The organism is Pseudoalteromonas sp. 0802 (assembly GCF_013350085.1).
GTDB lineage: Bacteria > Pseudomonadota > Gammaproteobacteria > Enterobacterales > Alteromonadaceae > Pseudoalteromonas.
This window is the reverse complement of record NZ_JABVXE010000002.1, coordinates 429,033-452,684: the sequence shown is the minus strand read 5'-3', so window position 1 is coordinate 452,684 and position 23,652 is coordinate 429,033. Positions and strand designations below refer to the sequence as shown.

The following is a 23,652-nucleotide window of genomic DNA, read 5'->3' as shown; positions in this document are numbered from 1 at the left end:
GTTAAATTTTATGACATAAAGCTGAAAATTAGATTAACAAATGTACCTTACTGAATTACAATCGCTTTGAAATCAGTCAAGTAGCGTTTCTAGCGCGTCAGTGTCTAAATGGATGTTTATGCAGTACTTAAAAAGAATAATAAATAAAATAATCGCCCCTACTTTTTTACTTAGTGTTGCTAGTGTGCCTTTTTCTGCCAATGCATTTGATAAAGCAGAGTTCTCCCTTGCCCATATTAAAGAGTCTATTAGCGTTGATGGTGTGATGGATGAGTCGCACTGGCAATACGCTACAAAAGTGCCACTAAAATATCAAAATGAACCAACTGAAAAAGGTACGCCTCTCGTGCAAACCGATGCTTACATGTATGAAGATGGTAAATACTTGTATGTTGGTTTTATTGCAAAAGATAATGACCCTTCGCAAATTCGTGCCGCCCTTCGAGACCGCGATACACTCTGGCAAGACGACAATGTTGCCCTGATGATTGATACCTTCAATGATGAGCGAACTGGCTATGAGTTTTATGTAAACCCACTGGGTGCGCAAGGCGATATGCGCATGACCGATATTGATGATTGGGCGGAAGACCCATCATGGGATGCCATTTGGGACAGTGCCGGGCAAATTACTGACGACGGTTATGTGGTTGAAATGCGTATTCCATTCACTGCACTTCGCTTTCCAAAGGATCAAGCCCAGTTAACTTGGAGTTTTGCAGTATGGCGAAATTATCCGCGTGATGTGTATTATCAAATGTCGAACGTTGGTTTTGACCGAGATGTGAAGTGTAGCTTTTGCCAGTTTGATAAACTCACAGGCTTTGCCAACATGACAGAAAGCCAAAATATTCAGCTTACGCCAACCTTAACTGCGCTTCGCCATGATACCAAAGACACAGTGCCGGGTGATTGGCAAAATGGCGATATTGATACTGAAGCGGGCTTGGACTTACGTTGGGGGGTGACGCAAGATGCGGTTATTAATGCCACCATTAATCCTGACTTTTCGCAGGTCGAGGCAGATTCACTTGAACTTGATGTAAATACTACTTACTCAATTTATTATGCTGAAAAGCGTCCATTCTTTTTAGATGGCGCCTCTTACTTTAATACCAGCCAACTAGAGCTTTTATATACGCGAATGATTGCTGAACCTGACGTGGGTTTAAAATTAACGGGTAAAACCGGCGCGCACAGCTATGGTTTTATGTACGCAGACGATCAGAATACCAGTGTCTTACTTCCGACGAATCAAGGTTCGGGCTTTGCTAATCTGGCAGATAAAACGCAAGCAGTAGCGGGGCGTTATCAGTTTGATATTGGCCAAAAAGGCACAATTGGTGTGATGAGCACCCACCGCGAAAATGATGATTATCATAATACGGTATTATCTTTAGATGGCAGCTACTGGTTTAATCAATCAGATAGTTTGCAGTATCAAGTAGCAACCACAGATACTACAAATCCCGATTTTTTAGTTGATTATTATGGCGTTGATAAAGACCAATCTGATCAAGCTTATGCCATTGAATTTACAAGAACTAAGCGCGATTACGAAGTCTATGCTAGCTACGAAAATATAGGTAAAGAATACCGCTCAGACTTAGGTTACCAAGCTAAAGTTGATTACGAGCAAGTAGAATTAGGTGGCGGACAAACTTGGTATCGTGATGCTGATGATGCAATCACAGAGTACAGCTACAATGTTGAGTGGGATAAAACATGGGCGCAAAATGGCGACCTACTCGAAGAAGAATATGATGGCTTTTTTACCTTTAAAGGTAAGATGCAATCACAAACAGAAATTGGCTTTATCCATCGTAATGAGTTTTATGCTGGCGAGTTTTTTAATCAAAACATAGGTTATATCTACGGCGGTTTTAGACCCATTCGTGACATTAGCTTTTTATTGTATGCTCAATATGGCAGTAAAATTGATTACAGTAATGCAGCTCTAGGTACTATGGTTCGCATTGAGCCTGAGATGACGTGGGATATTAACGATCATTGGCAGGTTCAATTAGAGCACAGCTACAGCTATTTAGATAACGAGCAAAATGAACGTGTTTATACTGCAAACTTAACGGATCTACGCGTTTATTATAAATTTAATATGCGCTCAATGCTGAAACTCGTTTTGCAGTTTGAAGATGTCGATCGGAACAACGAAGCTTATCGATTTGATGTAAGCCAAACTAACCGCGATTATGGTAGTCAGCTAGTGTACTCGTACAAGATTAACTCACAGACACTGTTTTATTTAGGTTATTCTGATAAAGGCTACCAAGATGATTCGTTGAAGAATCTTGAGCGTGATCAGCGTACCTTCTTCACTAAGCTAAGCTATGCATGGCAGCTTTAATCTTTAATGAGGCAACATTAGTTGCCTCTAAATATAAGTATTTAATTAAGAAGTTTATTAAAGTCAGGGTGTGCAAATATTTCAGAGTTTAACTTTTGAACTGCTGGTACAAATGAACGCTGCATCTCTGAGCAAGCTGATGCAGCTGTGTAACTTGATTCGTAATCATATCGTGATTTGATGTCAAACCCATTTCCGTTTGAAGATCTTAGTGACATATCAAATTCCCAGTAGGCATTACCAATCACTGTGCTTCCGTAGATGTCATTCAAATTGGCGGTGATTGTACTTACAGATGCTTCATCATATAAATCTGCAACTACCATCTCAGAGAGTATTGAATCTCGTATGTAAGTTGCGAATGTTTTCCCTTCAGGTGTCCCTATAGGTGTGGCTAACCTGCACATTACCTTACTTTCTTCTCTTTCTGAGTCTGTAAAATCACCTACTTTTGATTTTAATCCTGATTTTGAAACACTTCTAAGTTTCATCGTGTTTTCAGTTGAAGTTGAGTAAGTATGTACTTTATTGGCACAGCCAGTTGCTAATAAAGTTACAAATAAAACTGAAGTTGTTTTTATTATTGACATTATTTTCCTTGCCCCAAATTATTTAGCAAAACTGTGCTGGGCTAAATTCGCACAGAATGCATATTACATGTATTATTTAAATACACATAAATTATACTTAACTTGCTGTTTTTAATGAAATGTTTCAGTGATTACAAATGTAACTTTATGTAGCGAAGGTGACAGCTGAATTGCTTAATAGTGATGATGTGCAGAGCAAAATTGGTCAGCTTATAGCTGACCAACTTCTTCGTTTACTTTACTTCTTACCACGCCTTCAAGGCTTTTTAAGCCCCATTGCTTACCAATCTCAACAGCTTCATCAACTGGCTTTTTCAAGGTTATGGCATTGTATAGCGCAACAAGAGCGCCGACACGGTTGCTGCTAGCACAGTGCAGTAAGGTGGTTTGCTGTTGGTGCTCATTGAGCAAAGCCTGAAGTTTCGTAGCATTTTCAATGGTAATATCAGCTTTAGATTGCACAGGAATATGGTAATAGTTCATACCAAGCTCAGTGACTAACTCTTGCTCAGACCAATTCGTTTCGTTATCACCACGAAGGTTGATAATGTTCTCAACACCAAGTTGTTTTAATTTCGCAAAATCAGTTTGACTTGGCTGCCCAGAAGTTAGCACATGCTCAGATTGGGCCTTAAGATTCAAAATATCCAGTTTTGTAGCAGCTGTTTGTGCTGCTAATGCTGAAAATGACAGCAGCGCAGCACAGGCTAATTGTATAAACTTACTCATGTTACTCCTTGAAAAGTGTTTAGTTTTTGCTGTAGACGGTTTCACCGCGGCTAATGGTTTCTAGCACTTGTAAATTATGTAGCTCTGCAGGCTTTATTTTCAACGGATTGTTATCAAGGATAATTAAATCTGCTTGCATCCCTTGTTTTAATTGCCCTTTTGAGCTTTCTTCAAAGTGTTGATAAGCCGGCCATGTCGTCATTGCTTGCAGTGCAGTATACACAGAAACACGTTGATCTGGGCCTAATACTTGATCTGTACGGGTCGTACGGTTAACCGTTGCATCTAATACGCGCAGTGCGTTTGGCAGAGCTACAGGCGCATCATGATGGGTGCTAAACATTAATCCTTGTTTGCGAACCGCATGGGTGGGTGAAATAAAATCTGCACGGGGGTGACCAAGTACCGAATTTACATGCCAGTCGCCCCAATAAAAGGTATGCATTGGGAAGAGCGATGGAAATATGCCTAATTCTTTAAGACGGTTTACCTGATCTTGACGAATAGTTTGACCATGAATGAGCACAGGGCGGCGGTCTTTTTTACCAAGCTTGTTATTTGCATTTTCAACGGCATTTAAGAACTGCTCAATAGCGGCATCACCATTTGCATGAGTCATCACTTGCCAGTCATTGGCAAAGGCAGTTTCAATATACTGATAGGCTTGTTCATCATTAAAAGTAGGGTAGCCTGCATAGCCTTGTTCTTGGCCTTCAGGTGCTTTTAAGTATGGGTGAGATAACCAAGCGGTTTTCCCTTGTGGTGAGCCATCAAAGTTAAGTTTTACACCCCCAATGCGAAAATGATTCGTGTAGTTTTTACTGTTATAGGTTGAGTCCATAAAACTGCTGCTGGTGGCCATATCGGCATAGGCAACCACATCAATCACGAATTTATCCGCTTTTGATGCCCTTACCATTGAATCATAGGCTTCTTGAGTTGCTCGGCCCTCTTGCGCTGTAGTGTAGCCGTATTTTGTATAGAGCTTTTGTCCTTCTTGCAGCATTAAATCTTGTAAGTCTGGATCAAAGGACTGCATGAGTTTAAACAATAAACCAAAATGCGCGTTTTCTTCGAGCACCCCATTAGGTTCTTGTGAGTTTGCCATACGACGAATTAGTCCGCCTTTTGGGTTTTCTGTGTTTTCATCGATGCCGGCCATGGCTAAAGCTTTACTGTTTGCAACACTTAAGTGCCCCGAAGTATGAATGATGATCACTGGCTTTTCGGTGCTAACGCGGTCTAAGTCCATTTTAGTTGGGTATCTATCAAGCTCAGCATCATCGTAACCAAAGCCTAAAATAGCACCCGTTTTTTCAATAAATGTGGTGTAGTCAGGGTTTTTTTGTGCGGCGGTAAGAATATTAACGATTTGCTCAACACTATTGGCATCTCCATCTGGGCTAGGTAATACATTGGCTACCATGGCTTGCAAACCAACACCATAGACATGGCTATGGCCATCAACAAAGCCTGGCATTAAGGTTTTACCTTGCAAATCAATCAGCTTTGTTTTGCCAAACTTATGCTCAAGGGCTTTAGTTTTATCACCCACAAAGATTATTTTGTCACCTTGGGTAGCAATAGCCTGCGCATACTCGGGTTCATCGCCAGCCATTGTAAGAATATCGCCACCATAATAAATGGTATCTGCTGCACTCACTTTCAGTGGTAGCGTTTTAGCTGTTTGTTCAGGGGGGTTATCGCAAGCCGTTAAGGCAAGTAATGAACAAGCGATTGCGAGGTGATGTTTCATATAAATCTTCCATGAATTTTAACTATGTCTAAGAATATAGTATGTTTAAAATTTCTGTCTTTAAAAAATAGTATTAAATTTCGTTAAAGTACAAGACAATAGCAGCGCCATCGAGGCTGCTACCGTTGTGAATGTTGATACCCACTCCAAAGTTGTCAAACCATGACGTCCACTTTCTACTTTCCCATAAAAAGCCGATACCGTATTCATAAAAGTGATCGGTCCCAAACGCTGCGCGACTATCGCCGCCTAAATCGATACGCTGGCCTTTGATGTAAAAAGCTTGCTCAAAAAGCCCGATTTTGAACATGTTAAATTTAGCTTTGATACCATTGAGTGTGCGCCATGTTTCGGGTGTTGCATTATTTATCCCATCAGGGTGAGAGAGTGCCCAGCCATAGTAATAATTAAAATTAAGCTTGTACTCGTAATAGCCCCAATGCCTAGGTAAGCGATAGATCATGGTCGCATTAGGGTTTAACACCAGTGCATTACTATTGAGGTTGGTGTAAAGATTTTCAGCTAAAGGCTTAAAATTACGTCTAGACTCAGGAGAGTTATACTCATAGTCATTGTTGTAATGTAAGTAGTGAGTATTAAAGCCAAATTGATATGACCATTTAGAGCCAAGTGCTTTTTCGGCATTAAAACCGATCATGCCGTTATATACGGTTTCTGAAATATAGTCGTCAGCCACATTATCAAATAGCGAAATGAAATCTGATTGATTCAAATAGCTTACCCTGCTGGTCAAACTTAGTTTGTGTTGATAAATAGGCTCATCAAGCTGCCAAGTATAAGGAATACTGTAGAGTCTGAGTTTTTTTCTAAGCGCGATACTGTCTTCATCTTTACTGCTATGTTGTGGGTCAAACAGTGTTTGTGGGTCAAAATCACCCATACCTAAGGTAATACTGTCCCCATCCGTTAAAACCAACGACGTTGCAAATGCAGTTTCAAGTTGCTTTGTTGGATTGGCATATAAATTAAATACACTTAATGCGTGCAATAGAAACCACAGCTTAAATAGCTTTTTCATATAAAATAACAATAAAAATTAATGTCTTAATAATAGTCGTAAAGTTAGCTTTCAACAATCTCAGGTACAAAAAAGCCAAGCATTAGCTTGGCTTTTTTACATCTTTAAGAAAAAGGTTAAGGCTGATAATAAATCGGTGATTCAGGGCCAACTGGGAAGCCCAGAACAAATACCCATAAGTAGAATAACGCAACCCAACCAACAAAGAAGATCATGCTGTATGGAAGCATGGTCGCAACCAATGTACCAATACCCATGTCTTTCTTATACTTAGTTGCAACAGCCAGTATCAAGCCAAAGTAACTCATCATTGGGGTGATAAGGTTAGTAACCGAGTCACCAATTCGGTACGCCGCTTGAATAGTCTCTGGCGCATAGCCGATGAGCATTAACATTGGCACGAAGATAGGTGCCGTTACAGCCCATTGTGCAGATGAAGAGCCCAAGCTTAAGTTTACTAATGCACACATTAAAATGAAGAGCACAAATACTTCTGGGCCAGTTAGGTTTAATGCTTGCAAAAGAGCTGCACCGTTAATGGCTAAAATTGTGCCTAGGTTGGTCCATTTAAAGAAGGCAACGAACTGTGCAGCAAAGAAAACCAGCACAATGTACATACCCATCGAGCTCATGCTTTTACTCATGGCATCGATGACATCTTTATCGTTTTTCATGGTGCCAACAACGCGGCCGTAAACAAAACCTGGAATACCAAAAGTTACAAAGATAAAGACCACAATGCCTTTTAAAAATGGTGAATGTGCAACAAGGCCCGTTTCTGGGTTACGCAAAATGCCATCTTCAGGAACAATTGTCCAAGCAAGTAATAATGAAACCACTAACAGTGACACACCCGCCCACTTAAGACCTGACTTTTCTTTATCAGTTAGCCCTGCAATGTCATTTTTAGGTAAATCATTGCTTGCTTCATCTGGGTTGTATTTGCCAAGGCGTGGCTCAACGATTTTCTCGGTAACGAACGTGCCTAAAATGGCAATTAAAAATACTGAGATCATCATGAAATACCAGTTTGCTTCAGCGCCAACTTGGTAGTTCGGATCAATCATTTGTGCTGCTGGCGTGGTGATACCTGCAAGTAGCGGGTCAATGGTGCCGAGTAATAAGTTGGCACTGTAACCACCTGAAACGCCGGCAAATGCCGCAGCAAGACCGGCAAGAGGGTGACGACCAAGACTGTGGAATATCATTGCTGCTAATGGGATTAGTACGACGTAGCCAAGTTCTGATGCCGTATTTGATAAAATCGCAGCAAACACCACCATAAAAGTAACTAAACGCTTTGATGCGCCCATTACCATGCCGCGCATAGCAGCAGAGAGTAAACCAGAGTGCTCTGCAACACTCACACCTAATAGAGCAACCAGTACTGTACCAAGTGGTGCAAAACTGGTGAAGTTCGTAACAAGGCCAGTAACGATGCGCTGAAGGCCTTCGGCGCTAAGTAGGCTGACAACTTCAATAACCCCATCAGGATCGCGACCTGCAGCGCCTTCAGGGCGTGGGTCAATAGCACTTAAACCATACCAATCGGCAATGCCGCTAAAAACTATAATGGCAACGCAGAACATTGCAAATAAAGTGATAGGGTGGGGGAGCATATTACCCAAAAATTCAACAGTGGCTAAAAATCGGTTAAACAACCCATTATTACCACCCTCATGGGTGTTGTGAGAGTTTATAGTTTTTGACATGTCCAGTTCTCATTATTTCAAAATGGCGCTAACCTAGCATTTTTTACCGGACAGATCATGTTTTAGCGGTGGGATATCTAATAGGTACGTTCCAATACGCCCTTATATAGCAAGGGGTAGCGGCGCAAACGTTTACCAATGTAATCATCGGCTAAAATTTGCGCACAGATTTGCTCTACATCGTTAGTTGCTTCAAATACCCAATCAAAGCGCTCAATAGCAAGCAAAAAGCCACGCTTGAGGAACTGTTGTTCGCGATAGTAGCTAAGGTTTTCGCGAATAATATCTAACTTACCTGGGTTAGATTTTAGTTCATTAATAACTTGGTTGATAAATGCCTGCTGTTGCTTTGATTCAGCTTTCACCCGTCGTTTCATTACTTCTTTACAGTTCCTGTTCTGCGATATAAAGCACTTTCTTTAAAAAGTCTTCTTTGTTCTTTTCATGTTGATAGTCAAGGTGATAGGTATTATGAAAGCCAAAGCGCAGTAACACACCACTGCCTTTTAGATATACCGTATAACCATCGATATCCGAAAAAGCGCAAATACCCTCATAAAGCTTTCCATCTTCATGATCTTCGCCGTGTTGAATGATTTTTTCATACACAGATAGAATTAATTTACCGTCTAGCTCATTTTTCATGATGACTCCTTTTTGAAGTAATACGTTTCAGATCTATAAAAAGTTTAGTGCTATTTTATGCAGGTATTAAACGTGCTGTGTGTTTTTAAAACCTTACTTTGCGATAAATCACTAAAATCACATTTAGATAGCAGATGTCGAAAATTTACAATATTTTCTCTTACCTTAAACTTAAGATAGATTTTATTTGAGGGACGCACAATGAAATATAAGTTTATAACCCTGATACTACTAACAGGCTTGTTGCTTGTAAGCAAAAGCATATCAGCAAATACAGCCCCTTTGGTGTTAGAAAATGAAGCAGGACAAATAGTTAAACTTGACAGTTACTTAGGCAAGAAACCCGTTTACTTAAAGTTTTGGGCGACTTGGTGCAAGCCATGTATGGAGCAAATGCCACATTTTCAGCATGCATATGAGCAATATGGCGATAAGATTCAATTTGTGGCTATTAATATTGACCTAAATGATGACGCACACGCTGTTGCTAAGGTTAAAGAGCGTTTTTCACTCACTATGCCACTATTTACTGATCACACAGCCCAAGTTGCTAAACATTATGAATTTATGGGCACCCCCTTTCATGTATTGATCGATAGTGATGAAAAGGTGATTTTTCAAGGCCACGAAGCTGATAAACCGCTTGATAACACGTTACGTTTGTTATCACACAATGGCAAAGTTGATAAAGCGCGCTTACTAGGCGAAAAGCACGGCCAAGCGACTCCTTTAGTTATTCCGAACAAAGGTAAAAAAGCCGTGCTGTTCACCGCAACCTGGTGCGACTGGTACTTAGCCGACACGCGCCCTGCAATGGCAAAACAGTGTGTACTAGCGCAGCAACACGTAAATACGCTGGCAGAGCAAGGAGTTGATGTCGAGGTTAAATTGAGCCAGTTGTGGACTGACCAAAGTGCAGTGCAAGAATATGTAGATAAATTCGCTGTAACCATGCCGGTTTCAATCGATTATGGTAATGATTTATTTATCGAAAATGGCATTAATTCAGTACCCAGTTTACTAATCTACAACGATGGAAAATTAGTTTCTAAGCACGCTAAATTTTAGCTCAAAATCGCTTAATTTTGCTTTGTAATTATGCAAATTTAGCCTATGCTCAAGGCTCATTTCACAGTGAGCCTAGAGCATGATAGATAAGGCATTATTAGCAAAAACACGCGAGTTATCTGACCGATTAATCGCATTGCAAACACCCATTCGTATTCTTGATGCGATCAACTGGGATAAACAAATCAAAGAAGAGTTTTTTAAGCATAAATGCCAAAAGAACCCAACAGTTGATCAAGCCTATTACCAACAGCGTGATCTTGGTTTTGTACCAAGCGAGTTGCGTCGCGCGTTTTCTGATTTAAATCGCGATATCATCAGCCAGTTAGGGCAGCTAAACCCAATTGCCCAATACATGAGCAAGATGTGCACTGAATATAAAACAGTACTCAGCATGATTGAGTATCGTGGTACCCCTGAATTTCATGATTTGTCTGTTGAGTTGTTCGGTCATCCCAAGGATTTATTCCATGCAGGAGAGCCTTCACTTTCTGAGCTTGCAACCATGCTTGAGCAGCCGCTAAAGAGTATGCTTGATGCGGATATTTTACCTGATGATCCAAAAAACATAGATGCAGAAGACGCGGTTAAAATTTTAGCATCACAAGTGGCTCAAACGATGCCGGGCATCGATGTTGAGGTTATTCTGAGTGACGGTATTGTTAGTGACGCCGCGGCAGGTGCAAATAATATTAAACTTAATCAAGATGTTAAGTTTTCTCAGCGTGAGCTAGATATTCTTGAAGTGCATGAAGGCTGGATCCATGTCGGGACCACGCAAAACGGTCTTGCTCAGCCATATTTAACTTGTTTAAGTAAAGGCACACCGAGCTCTACAGTGACCCAAGAGGGCCTTGCTGTCTTAACCGAAATTATTACTTTAAAGTCGACGCCACGACGTTTAGCAAAATTAGTGAACCGTATTCAAGGTATTACTAAGGTTATTGATGGCGCGGAGTTTGTTGATATTTATCGTGATTATGTAGCGCAAGGTTTGAGTAAAGACGACAGTTATACACTTACTCAACGGGTGTTTAGAGGCAGTACAGCAACAGGCTTACCTTTTACAAAAGATATCGCTTATATCAAAGGTTTCGTGTTGGTGTATAACCTTATACGAGTTGCCATTCAGTTAGGTCGAATTGATCAATTGCACTTGTTATTGGTAGGTAAAATCTCAATTGATGATTTTAGACTGATATCGCAATTACATGATTTAGGTGTGATTGAAGACCCTAAATTTATTCCACCACACTTTAAAGACTTACGAGGCCTAGCAACTTGGCTAAGCTTTGGACGTTTTATTGGAAACTTGTCGTTTGAACAATTAGAAAACGATTACAAACCACTCTTTATTTAAATAAATATATAAAAAAAATGCAGCTGGAATGAGCAGCTGCATTTTAAGAGTTAAAGCATGTTGCCTTACATGCTTTTAGTCGAGGAAACGATTAACCGGTGAGTGCGTCAACCTGCACTACATCATTCAGTACGATAACTTCTGCACGTTTGAAGAAGTTAAAATCTGTTGCGGTCGCTAATGTGTAAGCACCCATCATACGGCTGATGATTAAATCACCATTGTTTAATTTTGGTAGCATAATTGACTCACTTACTACGTCGATGCTATCGCAAGTCGGGCCTGCTAACACTGACTCTACGCGTTCGTTTGATTGTTTGAACGAGTCGATAGGGTACGAGGCTTCATCAAACAATAAACCACTGAATGAGCCGTAAATTCCATCATCTAAATAGTACCAAGGCTTGCCATCACGTACTGCTTGACCCATTACTGATGCAACACTGGTTACAGCACTGGCTACAATAAAGCGACCTGGTTCAGCAATTACGCGAACTGTCTCTGGTAACTGTGCTAAGGCATCATTAATAGGCGCACAAAATTCATCAATTGGCAGCACATCTTTGTTGTAAGGCACTGGGAAACCACCGCCAATATCAAGCGTACTAAGCGCAGGTAATCCTAATGTGGCTACGTCGTTAATCACTTGGTTACATGCAGCAATAGCAGTGACATACTTAGCCGGACTTGCTGTTTGCGAACCAACATGGAACGACAACCCTTTGATACGAATACCTAATTGTTGTGCATAGCTAATGATTTCAATGGCCATTGCTGGGCTGCAACCAAATTTTTTCGATAAATCTGCGAAAGCTTCCGCATTACGAAAACTTAAGCGAACAAGTAACTCAACCTGGTCTTTGTATGCAATGAACTTTTCTAGTTCGTTGATGTTATCAACCACAAACACATTGCAACCGTATTCAAGTGCATCACGGATATCACGATCACGTTTGATTGGGTGCGTGTGAATCGTACGGTCACTTGGTACGCCTTGGCTGGCGACTAAATCAACTTCGCCGCTGGTTGCTAAATCAAAGCTGGCACCTTCTTCTAAAAGCGTACGAACAACCGCAGGATGAGGAAGTGGCTTTAATGCAAAGTGTAAAACAACACCTGGTAACGCACGGCTTAATGCACGGTATTGATGACGAACTGATTCACAATCAAGCACCATTAATGGCGCACCATGTTGTGCAACGAGCTGTTCAATAAATTGGTTTGATGGTTGTGCTACTGGTTCGTTTGCAGCAACCGACGCTGCAGGTACTTTGATTGTTAAGTCTTGTGTAAGTGTTGAAATAGCCATTTTACTCTCCGGCAATTAAGCAACTGCTCGGAAAAAAACGGAAGTCCGAGTCAGTTGAGTGTTATTAAGCGCACAGTATGTTCTGTGCAATCAAATACACTCTTGGATAGTTGCTCTATCGCCTTGCTACAAACAGTGTTTGTAATGTACTCGGATTGGCTATCATCAAGAAGCGGCGAGATAATAGATCTGCTTTTTTATTTGCGCAAGTATTTTTTATAATATTTCGAGTTATTTTTGTACAGCAAATCGAGTTGGCTTAGTCACTGTTTTCGAAGCGTATTCCATATCTTTGCGTATAAATGTTGAGCATGGCTTTTGCGTCATCTGGGTGATTACTTTGGTTGTGTAATTGCTGAATATAGGCAGCCATTTCTGCACTTTTCATATATTCATCGATAAGTGCAATGGCACGATAACCCGCCGCGGTTTTACTGCAGGTAAAAAAGCCATTAATAAATTGAGGGTATTCTTTTATCGTTCGTGAGCTGATCAACTTTAATTGCTTCGCGTCTAGGTGCGAATATAAAGACTCTCGATACGCAACGATATAATCAATACGACGATTTAGTAGTAACTTACTTAATTGTAGAAACGGGTTTTCACCATAGATGTGAGCTATTTTCGTATTATGCTTTTCAAAAATAGGGTCCAGTTGTTGGTAGCTTGTAGAGCCTATAACACCAAAAATTTGTTTATTTGCTAAAAGGCTTTCAACGGATGCAGAAGATGGAATGTTGTCGATATTCGGCTTTAAAGCGAACAGTTGTCTTTGCATGTGCATATAAGTAGGCACGTTTGAAAACAACATGTTTTTAGCTCGTTCGGGTGTCTTAATCGCATTGTAAGTACAACTCGTTTTTTCGCTTGCTAGGCGTTTCATTACCCGAGCGTGATTAGTGAATTGGACACTTAGCTGAAATTCATCACTTAACGCAGGTTCAATCACTTTATAAAAGTGTTGATTTATGTTCTTTTCGTCATACTCATTTGCAAAATAGGAAGGAGTTAGAATAGTTAAAGCACTCTTTTCATTGGCTTTAACAGTTATACTAATAAATGTTACAACAAGTACTAAAGGAAGGTTAAATACCCAAGCCATTTGATAAAAAAAACGATTTTTTGATAGTTAAACGCTAGTTTTTTCATAATGACCTGAGTATTAAAATATAACTTACTTATCGAGCATTGGTGCTCTCAAAAATTTTGTCAGCTGATGCTGCCACAAAACCTGTGTATAGCTCGCCATCTGGTTTTGCGTAACGCAGAGCGAACTCATAAAAACAACTCGGAACGGCAACAACACCATCGCTAAATTCAACTTCGCTGTCATCAGCAAGAGTCGAAGATTGCTCGAGTAATACTTCTGGTGAACCTTTGATCTCGCCGCCAGATGTATTTAGCGCAAAACCTGCATCTTTAAGTGCTTGGTTTACACTTTCGATATCATCGAATTTAGCCAATTCATTGATGCTCACGGTAAAGTGATTAGCACGGTAACCCCATGCTGACATCCATGCAGCATATTCGCTTTCTGCTAGCAGCTTTTTGTAAGTGTCTGAACTTACTTGCCAGTGTGTACCTGAATATAGGAAATTATCCGCTGTTACAGCGTCTTCGTCAATCTGTTCAACCATGTCGTTAACGATAGCTTGTAATTCTTCTGAGCATTGCTCAACAAGTAATTCAGAAATGAAAACTTTAGGTTGCTTAGGATCTGAATGTTCGAAGTGCTTTGCGTATAGTTTTTTCGCTTCGAAATGGTACTCGCCGCATTCTTTGTAGCCAACAGCTAAAAAGTGCGCAGCTAGTTTTTCTAAACCGATTTTTTCATGGTTAAAAGTACGCAGTGCGATGTGATCGTTAATCACGTCATCTTTTTGTGTTGAGCCAAGTAACTCATGTACTTTTACCGCCGATGGCGTAACTGATAAATAGTTGTCCCATAGGTTTTCAAATAGGGCGTTTACATCTGTGTGCATGTTTAATTCCTTCAATTAAGGCGGCGAGGCCGCCAAACAATTATTCAATAATTAAGCCCGGCGCAAGGGTCTGTGGTAAGTTAACTTTATCGGCTTCAACAGAAGCAACAGGGTAAGCACAGTAGTCAGCAGCGTAATAAGCGCTCGCTCTGTGGTTACCACTGGCACCAATACCACCAAACGGTGCAGCGCTTGATGCGCCTGTAATTGGTCGGTTCCAGTTAACAATACCGGCACGAATACGTTTTAAGAAATGCTGGTAGTCATCGCTATCATCACTTAATAAACCAGCAGATAAACCAAATGAGGTGTTATTTGCTTCATTAATCGCGCTATCGAAATCTGTGTAGCGATAAACCTTGATAAGAGGACCAAAGTGCTCTTCATCAGGCATATCTTTAACGGCCGTTACATCAATAATACCAGGGCTTACAAAACCAGTACCCGGTTCAAGATGCTTAAGTTCGACAAGAGAGGTTGCTCCCATATCAAGTAACTGCTGCTGAGCTGCAACCATACCTAAAGCCGCTTTTTCGCTGATCATTGCACCCATGAACGGTTGATCTTCGCTGAAGCTGTCGGCTACTTTAATGTTTTTTGTTGCAGCAATTAATTTTTCTAAAATTGCATCGCCATTTGCCGAGTTCTCAATGAATAAACGACGAGAACAGGTACAACGTTGGCCAGAAGTAATGAAACCAGACTGGATAATGTCGTGAACAGCCGCACTTACATCTGCGACATCTTTTACGATCAGTGGGTTATTACCACCCATCTCCAGCGCTAAGATTTTACCTGGGTGACCTGCAAATTGCTTATGCAATAGGTGACCTGTATTTGAGCTACCCGTAAAGAATAAGCCATCAATATCTTGGTGAGATGCAAGAGCAATACCTGTGTCTACTTCACCTTGAACAAGGTTGATGACACCGGCTGGTAAGCCTGCTTTTAGCCAAAGTTTTAAGGTGAACTCAGCAACATGAGGCGTTAGTTCTGATGGCTTAAATACAACTGTATTACCCGCTAAAATAGCTGGCACAATATGGCCATTTGGTAAGTGACCCGGGAAGTTATAAGGGCCAAACACTGCAACAACACCATGTGGCTTATGACGAATAAATGCTTTAGCGCCAGGCATTGGGTTTTCTGTGGTACCCGTACGTTCGTTATAGGCTCTGATTGAAATGGCGATTTTACCCGTCATTGCACCTACTTCAGTACGTGTTTCCCAAAGCGGTTTACCTGTTTCGCGGGCAATGATCGTTGCAAATTCTTCGCTATGCTCTTTAAGCTCTGCTGCAAAGTTTTCAAGAATAACGATACGCTCTTCAAGAGTCATATCAGCCCAGCCTAACTGCGCACTACGAGCTGCTTTGATTGCATCAGCGACTTGTTCAGCTGTGGCTGTTTTACCTTGCCAAACAACCTCGCCATTACTTGGGTTGATTGAACTAAAATCATGACCAAGGCCTGCTTGCCATTGGTTATCGATAAGTTGAGTTGTGACACTCATTTTAAACTCCTTAAGTGGTTACAAACGGAAAAACCGTGCTGCATCCCCTTGTTTTAATTTAAGTGCATCTGCCACTTCTTGGCTGACGATTAATGTGTGCTTAGCGTGGTTATAATGAGCATGCTTGGTGAATGTGGCTCTAAAATCATTTACGCCTTGGTTGCAAATAGCTAATGTATCTGAGCTTTGCTCATTGATATGCGCAAGCTCACCAATGCTGATAGGGCAAACTTGTGACTCACGGACACTGCGAATATTGCCAAGCTTTGCTTCTACCGTTGGCCCTGCATCGAATAAGTCAACATAACCACGGTGCTCAAACCCTTCTTTTTCCAAAAGTTTAAGCGCAGGCTTGGTTTTTTCATGAACCTTACCAATCACAGCTTGTGCTTTTTTGCTCAGTAAGTTGGCATAAATAGGGTACTTCGGCATTAACTCGCTGATGAAGACTTTATCGCCTAAACCAACTAAATGGTCAGCCTGTGGGAACTCAATGCTAAAAAAGTGTTCTTGTAACCACTGCCAAAAAGGTGAATGACCGTCTTCATCACTTACACCGCGCATTTCTGCAATAATGGTGTCAGCAAAACGTTCGCTGTGCTGGGCCATAAATAAAAAGCGAGAACGTGATAAAAAGCGACCAGTTAAGCCTTTGCGGTTTTGCTCACGTAAGAACAAGGTACAAATTTCAGAGCAACCAGTGTAGTCATTACACATACTCAGAATATCAACAGTGTTATATACGTTGAGAGTAGGTGAATGGTGAACAGTTTTACCTTGGTGGTAATGATACAAAGGAACCGACATTCCTACAGCAGCTTCGATAGCCGTTGTGCCGATAACGTCACCCGTTTCACTGTCTTCTAATACAAATAAATAGGTTTCGTCTTGTGGTTTATTAATATCTTTTGCAAAACTGCGTTCAGCGCGTTCAATTTTTTCTTGTAGTAAATTGTCGTCAACCGGTAAAGAGGTAAAACCATGACCAGATTCAATAGCAATTTGTTTTAACGCAGCAAAATCATTTGCTGTTATAGGACGTAATACTTGCATTAAGTGCACTCCAATGGCGCATGCTAAAGCATGCGCCAACTAGGATTAACCGTTTACAACGTCTGCAACCGCTTTTTCAAAGCGAGCTAAACCTTCTTTGATATCCTCTAATGGAATCACTAAAGATGGCGTAAAGCGCACAACGTTTGTACCAGCAACAAGGCTCATTAAACCGTGTTTAGTGCTTGCTACTAGGAAGTCACGTGCACGGCCTTCGAATTTGCTGTTAAGAACCGCACCTAATAATAGACCTTTACCACGTACTTCACTAAATACATCGTATTTTTCGTTGATTGCTGCAAAGCCATCGCGTAAAAGTTGTTCACGCTCTTTAACACCAGCAAGTACTTCTTCGCTATTCACAGTATCAAAAGCCGCTTCTGCTACAGCACATGCAAGTGGGTTACCACCGTAAGTTGAACCATGTGTGCCTACTTTTAAATGCTCTGCAATGCTAGTTGTTGTGATCATCGCACCAATTGGGAAACCACCGCCTAACGCTTTTGCTGTAGTTAGGATGTCTGGCGTTACATCTAAACCTTGGTATGCGTATAAATCACCTGTACGGCCAACGCCTGTTTGTACTTCATCAAAAATAAGTAAAGCATTGTGTTTATCACATAATGCGCGAACACCTTTGATAAAATCGCTCGTTGGCGAAATGATGCCGCCTTCACCTTGTAGTGGCTCCATCATCACGGCACATGTGTTGTCGCTGATAAGCGCTTCAAACGCAGCTAAATCGTTATAATCACAGTGATCTACAGCAGCAGGCTTAGGGCCGAAACCATCTGAGTAAGCAGCTTGACCACCTACGGTAACAGTGAAGAATGTACGACCGTGGAAACCTTTGTTAAACGCGATGATTTGGTTCTTTTGCTCGCCGTGTACATCTAATGCCCAACGACGCGCTAATTTTAATGCCGCTTCGTTAGCTTCTGCACCTGAGTTTGCAAAATACACTTTATCTGCAAATGTAGCGTCAGTTAACTTTTTAGCTAAGCGAAGTGCAGGCTCGTTAGTCATTACGTTTGATAAGTGCCAAATTTTTTCGCCTTGCTCTTTTAGGGCATTGACAAGAGCTGGGTGACAATGGCCTAAACAATTAACGGCAATACCACCTGCAAAATCGATAAATTCTTTACCGTTTTGATCCCACACACGTGAGCCTTCACCGCGAACAGGAATCACCTCTGATGGGTTGTAGTTTGGTACCATTACGTCGTTAAAAAGTTCTCTTGTTACTTGCATTTGTTGCACCTAAATCTGGCTTAGTATGAAAAAAGTTAAATTGCAAAAAATAGGTCAGTTAAGCCGTTCCTGCCTAATTAAGCACGATTAGATTATTTTTCTTATCTATTTTTCTTATTATCTGGGTTAGGGACTTAAATTTGCAGTGCTATTTTGTGAAAAATGACTAAAATAAAAAGCAAATTAACGAAAAGAGTAGTCAAAGTGATAACTTCACAAGATGAAAAACTATTAGCTATCTTAAGAACCAACGCGCGTGCGAGTATTTCTGACCTAGCGAGAGCGCTTAATTTATCGCGCTCAACTGTTCAAAGCAGAATGTTGAAATTAGAAGAAACAGGGGTGATCAAAGGCTACAGCGTAGACTATGGTGACGCCTATTTGAGTCAAATGGTATCGGCTCATGTTTCGATTAAAGTGAAGCAAAAACTGACCACCAAAACGAATCTTGAACTAAAGCAAATTGATGCTATTTCACAGCTCTACGCAATTAGTGGTGAATTTGATTTGATTGCTGTCGTGCAAGCGCAAAACCTTGAAAAGTTAAGTCACCTTTTAGATGACATTGGCAACTTAGATGGCGTAGAGCGAACAACGTCGTCGGTGATTTTAGAGACAAAGTTTAAGCGTTAACCCTTAATCAGGTAAAACCGCTTCTTTTGTCTATAATAACTGTTACTCGTTAGTTATTTAGGCTTGTATTGATGCTTGCTTCATTATTGCTGTCACTCACTGTAGCTCAGCCTTTTCAGTTAGGTACTAACTTACCAATTAACGCACCACACAACGCAATTACGCATGTTGAATGTATTTTCAAGCAAATCAATGTGCCATTTAAGTTACAGAAACTACCTTGGTTAAGGGCTAAAAGGGAAGTGCAGCTAAATCGGCTCGATGGTTACTTTACCGCAAACCTGTTATCACAAATGCAAGAGTATGGTGAGCTTTCTGCCCCGATGTTTTTAGAAAACTGGTACTGGTTTACTCATGTAGATTCAGCTTCAATAGCTGAACACGAGCTTCGTTATGGCGTCGTAAGAGGAAGTCATCAGGCCGATTGGTATCAATTAACAAATCGGAAAATTGAAGTCGAAGTTAACACCACGCAAGAGCTTATAAAAGTATTTAAAAAGCAACGGGTAGATAGAATCTTGCTTGATTTAGAAGAGTTTGAGTTCAATGCTGTGCAGTTACAGATAAAGCCAGATGAATACACGCAAACATTCTATCGTTATGTGCCTTTGGGTTTATTTGCAGCAAATAAAACACTCGAGGAGTTTCCTGACTTTTTAAATGCCTTTAACAGTCACATAAGTAGTTGCTCACAAAGTCCCTTTGTATTGTCAAAAATTGAAAAACTTACTTTAGTGCAAGGACTTTTAGAAAAAATACAGCAATTAGCGAATTCAGAACAGGTGCAGCAAGCAGTAATTAAAAGTAATCAGCAACCACTCGCGCAGCAAGATCTAGAACAGCTTGATCATCAGTGGGCACAACAAGTCCGTGACAATACATCTATACTGGCAGAGCGCTACTTAAAACTTGAAGGTTCACAATTCTTACAAGTATGGCAAAAGCAGATGCTAGGTGTTATTACAGAAATAATTGTCAGCGATAAACAAGGTAAAAATGTCATTATTAGTGAAGTCACAACTGACTATTGGCAGGGTGATGAAGCCAAATTTTTAAATATGTACCAGCAAGATGATGACTATTACATTGATACAGTGGAGTTCGATGAGTCGACTAAACACTTTCAGGTACAGTTTAGTGTGCCCATATTTGATAAGGAAAATCAGCACATGGGAGTGCTGATATTAGGTGTAGATATCGAAAAAGCGCTCTCTAAATAACGCACTTAGTCATTGATTGGTTTTGGGCGCTTTGCGAATGACTTTCTTTTCGACTTCATCGAGCTTTATCACATAGGCATTACCGCCAATGCCTTTAAACTCTTCATCTGTAAAAACAATTGTGTTGTCATCGTAAAAAGTGATTGCTTCTTTTTGCGTAACAATGCCTAAGTCAATGCGCGATACATCCCCTGAAAAAAACTTATCGCCTTGATAATTTTCAAATAACCAAATGCTGGTTGAATCTAGTAGAACTAACTTGGTTCTATCAGGGCTTAGAGCCGCAGAAGTGATCCAACAAAGTTTTTCCATTGTGGTGCAAGTTTGAAACGAATCTATTAATTGTGCATCAAAGTTCGCTGCATGATCGCCGACTTTATATACTTTTGTAATGCCATCAAATGGTTCAGTACGATTTTTAGTAAATAAATAGAGGTGTCGGCCAAGCGCTACAAAGGCCTCCAAATCAAAGTTACGTTGATCTGGTTGGATTGGGCTGCCGTCCATTTCAGGATAAGTAAACTTGATTATTTCTGCTTCTGTGGTGTTGCCCTTAATATCGATTGGGTTTTCGATTTTATAAATAGTTAACCATTTTCTGTCGTTTTTATTATTGCCAAAGTCGCCCAAGAAAAAGTGACCAAATTTGTTTTGTGTCATATCTTCCCAGTCAATGTTTTTAGCATTGGTTACCAAAATTTCTTTTGCTATAGAGCCATCTTCATTAAGACGGTAAAGTTTTGGCTCGTCACCGCTGTCATTAATAGCCCAGAGTCGATTGAACTTATCAAATTCGATACCGGAGATTTCTCTCAGTTTTGGGTCTACCGTTAAACGTTTTTTGCTGTAAAGGGTATAAATAGAAGAGCCGACCAATAATCCAATGATGGTGACTGATAAGATAAAAACTGTAAGTAAGCTTTTTTTTAACATTAACAAGGGAGTGGCTTTGAATAATGTCGTTAGTATAACTTACTAAAGCGGTTGCTGTATATTCCAAACCCCTGTTCCAGTAACAGACATAAAGTTAATGTTATCTTGCAATACTTTATGGCCAACATTAACAGACGACTCAGGGTGGCTCACTAGGTAGCCTTGAACACTGTTTATGCCCATCGATTTAACTAGTTCAAATTGAGCGAGTTCTTCAACTCCTTCGGCGACAACTTTAAGGCCGAGTTTTCGGCCAAGTTCACTGACAGAGTGCATTATTTCATTGTATTTAAGGTTGTCGTTAGCTTGCGCAACAAACAGTTTATCAAGTTTGATCACATCGATAGGTAAGTCTGCAAGAGTACTTAACGAGCTAAAACCGGTACCAAAATCATCAATCGCAATGGTGATCCCTTCGCTTCTGAGTTTTTCTAATGATTGAATAATCTTGTTGCTTGCTTTGATTAAGGTTGATTCGGTTATTTCTAACATCAGCGCTTTTGCAGGCAGCCCCGTTTTAGCAAGCTTCTCCATGACCCATTCATAAATATCGTAGTGCTTTAATTGCACGCCGGATATATTCACAGAAATAGACACTTTCTTCATCCCCGCATTATACCAAGCAGACATTTGCCTACATGATTCCAGCATGATCCAATCACCAAGTTCTAGTATCAGATTAGACTCTTCTGCAATGGGGATAAACTCGTCAGGCGTGATTGAGCCTTCAACAGGATGATCCCAACGAACTAACGCTTCGAAGTAGTCAATGGCACAATCATCTACATGTACAATAGGTTGAAAAGACAAATGAAAACTGCTGCTAGCAATAGCAAGACGCATCTCTTCTAGCAAGTAATGATAGCGGCGAATTTTTTTACCCATTTCGGGTGAATAGACTTTAAAAATTCCACGACCATCTGTTTTGGCTCGATACATGGCAACATCAGCCATTTGCAGTAATGCTTGTGGAGTGGATGCACTATCTGGGTAAACCGCTATACCTATACTAGCGCTAATTTTGATTAGTTTGTTACCTAAGACAAAATCACGTTCGATTTCGTGCAGCACATTTTGTGCAACCTCTAATGCTTTGTCTTTATCATCTTTTAAGTTAATGAAAATAGAGAACTCATCACCACCAAGGCGTGCTAAGTTTTGTTCTAATTGACTAATTGGGGAAATATTACTTATTTTATGATGGCGTAAAACACTGCTCAAGCGTGTTGCTACTTGAATTAACACATCGTCACCAAAACTGTGACCAAAAGAATCATTTACTTGTTTGAATCCATCTAAATCTATAAATAGTAAAGCACAGCTGAATTTATCCATCTCAGCAAGTCTCAATTGTTTGGCAAGGTGTTCTATATAGGCATGTCGGTCAATAAGGTGGGTTAACTTATCTTGATAAATACTGACTTCAGATTCACGTGTGTAATTAGTTATATGGGTTGTAAGTGTTTGAAAGTTAACTTGTAACTGTTCAAGCTGTGTATGCTTGTTTATACCTGATTCACTGGCTAAGTTTAGACTGTTGAGTAATTCAATTGCTTTAGTATTGAGCATCTTGAGAGCGTATTTCTCATGGTTATTTTGAAATCTTAAGTTAACTAACCAACTGATGGCTAATGCTAACAAGATTAAAATGATAATGTTTACCGGTGAGAATAATGTAGTGAGTATAAGATCCGAAGTCATCGCGGTTACGACTGACTCATTTGTTGTATTAATAACAATATAAGAAATATTATTATCGTAAACTAAATGCTGGCCACTTAACACGAGGTTATACCAAGGAGCTGTTACCACGGTAACATCTGTACCTTGGAAGGTATGAAGTTCTAAGCCTTTTGGCGCGTACATCAAATCATTGACCTGTTTAGTCAAGAAGATATTTAAGCCATATATAAAAGCTATTAAAGTTATAATACTTATTGATAAAGTTCGAAGAGCATTGGCCATACATTACTACCATTGTGGTGTCTTTGTTTTACAATAAAACCTCACCAGTTAATACATCGAGTATATTGATTGTATCTAGATTAGACAAAACCTTTCTCCTACTTTGGGGCATGGATGAGTATAGAATGTGAAAATTCATAGTCATTAGTGTTAATGCTCTAAAATGTTTTTCTTATGCTAATTAATTGAAGTCTTACTTTTATACTGCATTGTTGCTATTCATCGAGCAAACTTTAGCACTGGTCCGATAAAAATGCTTAGATACTTTCATACTAATAATATTTATGGTTATTGTTTAGCTAAACAATAAGTCACCACTTAGTATTTATTTTATTATCTCTTCTCGCTATGTGTGGAATTTATTATTTTTTAGGCTGATTGTTAATTATTAAATGTTATATACCAACTTTTGCTGTGGCCTGCTAGTTTTATCCGAAACAGGTTTTAACCTAGCTATTCTTGTGGTCAGAAAAAGTAGTTATAACATTACTGAAAAGCAGCACTGTTAATGCTTTCAGGGATTGGTAGT

The 23,652-nt window shown here is 40.1% G+C and carries 20 protein-coding genes; 5 read left to right on the top strand and 15 right to left on the bottom strand.

Annotated elements, in window-relative coordinates:
* Positions 1-118: 118 nt before the first annotated feature.
* Positions 119-2,365 (top strand): carbohydrate binding family 9 domain-containing protein, encoded by a 2,247-nt coding sequence (locus HUS61_RS06845; protein WP_175081609.1) that lies wholly within the window; start codon positions 119-121, stop codon positions 2,363-2,365.
* A 41-nt stretch (positions 2,366-2,406) separates the two neighbouring features.
* Here HUS61_RS06845 and HUS61_RS06840 read toward each other — a convergent pair whose 3' ends face one another.
* From HUS61_RS06840 to HUS61_RS06810, 7 genes are all read right to left on the bottom strand, one after another.
* Positions 2,407-2,955: a hypothetical protein gene (locus tag HUS61_RS06840; protein WP_058584112.1), complete on the bottom strand. Its 549-nt coding sequence runs from the start codon at positions 2,953-2,955 to the stop codon at positions 2,407-2,409.
* A gap of 210 nt (positions 2,956-3,165) precedes the next feature.
* Positions 3,166-3,684 (bottom strand): protein tyrosine phosphatase family protein, encoded by a 519-nt coding sequence (locus HUS61_RS06835; protein ID WP_175081608.1) that lies wholly within the window; start codon positions 3,682-3,684, stop codon positions 3,166-3,168.
* A gap of 19 nt (positions 3,685-3,703) precedes the next feature.
* Complete coding sequence (locus HUS61_RS06830; protein ID WP_175081607.1) at positions 3,704-5,440, bottom strand: amidohydrolase; 1,737 nt, start codon at positions 5,438-5,440, stop codon at positions 3,704-3,706.
* A 73-nt stretch (positions 5,441-5,513) separates the two neighbouring features.
* On the bottom strand, positions 5,514-6,479 hold the full coding sequence (locus HUS61_RS06825; protein ID WP_175081606.1) for a Solitary outer membrane autotransporter beta-barrel domain: 966 nt from the start codon (positions 6,477-6,479) through the stop codon (positions 5,514-5,516).
* A 116-nt stretch (positions 6,480-6,595) separates the two neighbouring features.
* On the bottom strand, positions 6,596-8,191 hold the full coding sequence (locus tag HUS61_RS06820; protein WP_135926342.1) for an AbgT family transporter: 1,596 nt from the start codon (positions 8,189-8,191) through the stop codon (positions 6,596-6,598).
* A 77-nt stretch (positions 8,192-8,268) separates the two neighbouring features.
* Entirely contained in the window at positions 8,269-8,568 is a 300-nt protein-coding gene (locus HUS61_RS06815; RefSeq protein WP_175081605.1) for a hypothetical protein, read from the bottom strand.
* A 7-nt stretch (positions 8,569-8,575) separates the two neighbouring features.
* On the bottom strand, positions 8,576-8,836 hold the full coding sequence (locus HUS61_RS06810; RefSeq protein WP_054554528.1) for a DUF3081 domain-containing protein: 261 nt from the start codon (positions 8,834-8,836) through the stop codon (positions 8,576-8,578).
* Positions 8,837-9,037: 201 nt separating this feature from the next.
* Between HUS61_RS06810 and HUS61_RS06805 the strand changes: the two genes are divergently transcribed.
* The gene (locus HUS61_RS06805) at positions 9,038-9,904 is read left to right on the top strand and encodes a thioredoxin family protein (protein WP_175081604.1); all 867 of its coding nucleotides are present in this window, start codon (positions 9,038-9,040) and stop codon (positions 9,902-9,904) included.
* A 79-nt stretch (positions 9,905-9,983) separates the two neighbouring features.
* Positions 9,984-11,264 carry a flavohemoglobin expression-modulating QEGLA motif protein gene (locus HUS61_RS06800; RefSeq protein ID WP_063707629.1) on the top strand — a complete coding sequence of 427 codons (1,281 nt, stop codon included), beginning with the start codon at positions 9,984-9,986 and terminating at the stop codon, positions 11,262-11,264.
* A gap of 91 nt (positions 11,265-11,355) precedes the next feature.
* On the opposite strand, the gene HUS61_RS06795 is transcribed toward HUS61_RS06800, so the two are convergent.
* From HUS61_RS06795 to HUS61_RS06770, 6 genes are all read right to left on the bottom strand, one after another.
* The gene (locus HUS61_RS06795; protein WP_175081603.1) at positions 11,356-12,573 is read right to left on the bottom strand and encodes a type III PLP-dependent enzyme; all 1,218 of its coding nucleotides are present in this window, start codon (positions 12,571-12,573) and stop codon (positions 11,356-11,358) included.
* Between the two features lie 259 nt (positions 12,574-12,832).
* Positions 12,833-13,675, bottom strand: a complete 843-nt coding sequence (locus tag HUS61_RS06790; protein ID WP_175081602.1) for a transporter substrate-binding domain-containing protein — start codon at positions 13,673-13,675, stop codon at positions 12,833-12,835.
* 76 nt (positions 13,676-13,751) lie between these two features.
* Positions 13,752-14,555, bottom strand: a complete 804-nt coding sequence (locus tag HUS61_RS06785; protein WP_055021080.1) for a DUF1338 domain-containing protein — start codon at positions 14,553-14,555, stop codon at positions 13,752-13,754.
* 40 nt (positions 14,556-14,595) lie between these two features.
* Positions 14,596-16,068, bottom strand: a complete 1,473-nt coding sequence (gene astD / locus HUS61_RS06780) for a succinylglutamate-semialdehyde dehydrogenase (RefSeq protein WP_175081601.1) — start codon at positions 16,066-16,068, stop codon at positions 14,596-14,598.
* Positions 16,069-16,086: 18 nt separating this feature from the next.
* Entirely contained in the window at positions 16,087-17,121 is a 1,035-nt protein-coding gene (astA, locus tag HUS61_RS06775; protein ID WP_175081600.1) for an arginine N-succinyltransferase, read from the bottom strand.
* A gap of 45 nt (positions 17,122-17,166) precedes the next feature.
* On the bottom strand, positions 17,167-18,372 hold the full coding sequence (locus HUS61_RS06770) for an aspartate aminotransferase family protein (RefSeq protein WP_175080164.1): 1,206 nt from the start codon (positions 18,370-18,372) through the stop codon (positions 17,167-17,169).
* A gap of 204 nt (positions 18,373-18,576) precedes the next feature.
* Between HUS61_RS06770 and HUS61_RS06765 the strand changes: the two genes are divergently transcribed.
* Both HUS61_RS06765 and HUS61_RS06760 read left to right on the top strand, forming a co-directional pair.
* Positions 18,577-19,005 carry an Lrp/AsnC family transcriptional regulator gene (locus HUS61_RS06765; protein WP_054554593.1) on the top strand — a complete coding sequence of 143 codons (429 nt, stop codon included), beginning with the start codon at positions 18,577-18,579 and terminating at the stop codon, positions 19,003-19,005.
* Positions 19,006-19,076: 71 nt separating this feature from the next.
* The gene (locus tag HUS61_RS06760; protein ID WP_175081599.1) at positions 19,077-20,225 is read left to right on the top strand and encodes a cellulose-binding family II protein; all 1,149 of its coding nucleotides are present in this window, start codon (positions 19,077-19,079) and stop codon (positions 20,223-20,225) included.
* A 9-nt stretch (positions 20,226-20,234) separates the two neighbouring features.
* On the opposite strand, the gene HUS61_RS06755 is transcribed toward HUS61_RS06760, so the two are convergent.
* Both HUS61_RS06755 and HUS61_RS06750 read right to left on the bottom strand, forming a co-directional pair.
* Positions 20,235-21,158: a hypothetical protein gene (locus HUS61_RS06755; RefSeq protein ID WP_175081598.1), complete on the bottom strand. Its 924-nt coding sequence runs from the start codon at positions 21,156-21,158 to the stop codon at positions 20,235-20,237.
* A gap of 42 nt (positions 21,159-21,200) precedes the next feature.
* Positions 21,201-23,024, bottom strand: a complete 1,824-nt coding sequence (locus tag HUS61_RS06750) for a putative bifunctional diguanylate cyclase/phosphodiesterase (protein ID WP_374756970.1) — start codon at positions 23,022-23,024, stop codon at positions 21,201-21,203.
* Positions 23,025-23,652: the final 628 nt, after the last annotated feature.

Excerpts from the sequence above, each read along its gene's own strand:
- HUS61_RS06845 (WP_175081609.1), top strand. The coding sequence starts at position 119 with ATGCAGTACTTAAAAAGAATAATAAATAAAATAATCGCCCCTACTTTT.
- HUS61_RS06840 (WP_058584112.1), bottom strand. The coding sequence starts at position 2,955 with ATGTCAATAATAAAAACAACTTCAGTTTTATTTGTAACTTTATTAGCA.
- HUS61_RS06835 (WP_175081608.1), bottom strand. The coding sequence starts at position 3,684 with ATGAGTAAGTTTATACAATTAGCCTGTGCTGCGCTGCTGTCATTTTCA.
- HUS61_RS06830 (WP_175081607.1), bottom strand. The coding sequence starts at position 5,440 with ATGAAACATCACCTCGCAATCGCTTGTTCATTACTTGCCTTAACGGCT.
- HUS61_RS06825 (WP_175081606.1), bottom strand. The coding sequence starts at position 6,479 with ATGAAAAAGCTATTTAAGCTGTGGTTTCTATTGCACGCATTAAGTGTA.
- HUS61_RS06820 (WP_135926342.1), bottom strand. The coding sequence starts at position 8,191 with ATGTCAAAAACTATAAACTCTCACAACACCCATGAGGGTGGTAATAAT.
- HUS61_RS06815 (WP_175081605.1), bottom strand. The coding sequence starts at position 8,568 with ATGAAACGACGGGTGAAAGCTGAATCAAAGCAACAGCAGGCATTTATC.
- HUS61_RS06810 (WP_054554528.1), bottom strand. The coding sequence starts at position 8,836 with ATGAAAAATGAGCTAGACGGTAAATTAATTCTATCTGTGTATGAAAAA.
- HUS61_RS06805 (WP_175081604.1), top strand. The coding sequence starts at position 9,038 with ATGAAATATAAGTTTATAACCCTGATACTACTAACAGGCTTGTTGCTT.
- HUS61_RS06800 (WP_063707629.1), top strand. The coding sequence starts at position 9,984 with ATGATAGATAAGGCATTATTAGCAAAAACACGCGAGTTATCTGACCGA.
- HUS61_RS06795 (WP_175081603.1), bottom strand. The coding sequence starts at position 12,573 with ATGGCTATTTCAACACTTACACAAGACTTAACAATCAAAGTACCTGCA.
- HUS61_RS06790 (WP_175081602.1), bottom strand. The coding sequence starts at position 13,675 with ATGGCTTGGGTATTTAACCTTCCTTTAGTACTTGTTGTAACATTTATT.
- HUS61_RS06785 (WP_055021080.1), bottom strand. The coding sequence starts at position 14,555 with ATGCACACAGATGTAAACGCCCTATTTGAAAACCTATGGGACAACTAT.
- astD (WP_175081601.1), bottom strand. The coding sequence starts at position 16,068 with ATGAGTGTCACAACTCAACTTATCGATAACCAATGGCAAGCAGGCCTT.
- astA (WP_175081600.1), bottom strand. The coding sequence starts at position 17,121 with ATGCAAGTATTACGTCCTATAACAGCAAATGATTTTGCTGCGTTAAAA.
- HUS61_RS06770 (WP_175080164.1), bottom strand. The coding sequence starts at position 18,372 with ATGCAAGTAACAAGAGAACTTTTTAACGACGTAATGGTACCAAACTAC.
- HUS61_RS06760 (WP_175081599.1), top strand. The coding sequence starts at position 19,077 with ATGCTTGCTTCATTATTGCTGTCACTCACTGTAGCTCAGCCTTTTCAG.
- HUS61_RS06755 (WP_175081598.1), bottom strand. The coding sequence starts at position 21,158 with ATGTTAAAAAAAAGCTTACTTACAGTTTTTATCTTATCAGTCACCATC.
- HUS61_RS06750 (WP_374756970.1), bottom strand. The coding sequence starts at position 23,024 with ATGTACGCGCCAAAAGGCTTAGAACTTCATACCTTCCAAGGTACAGAT.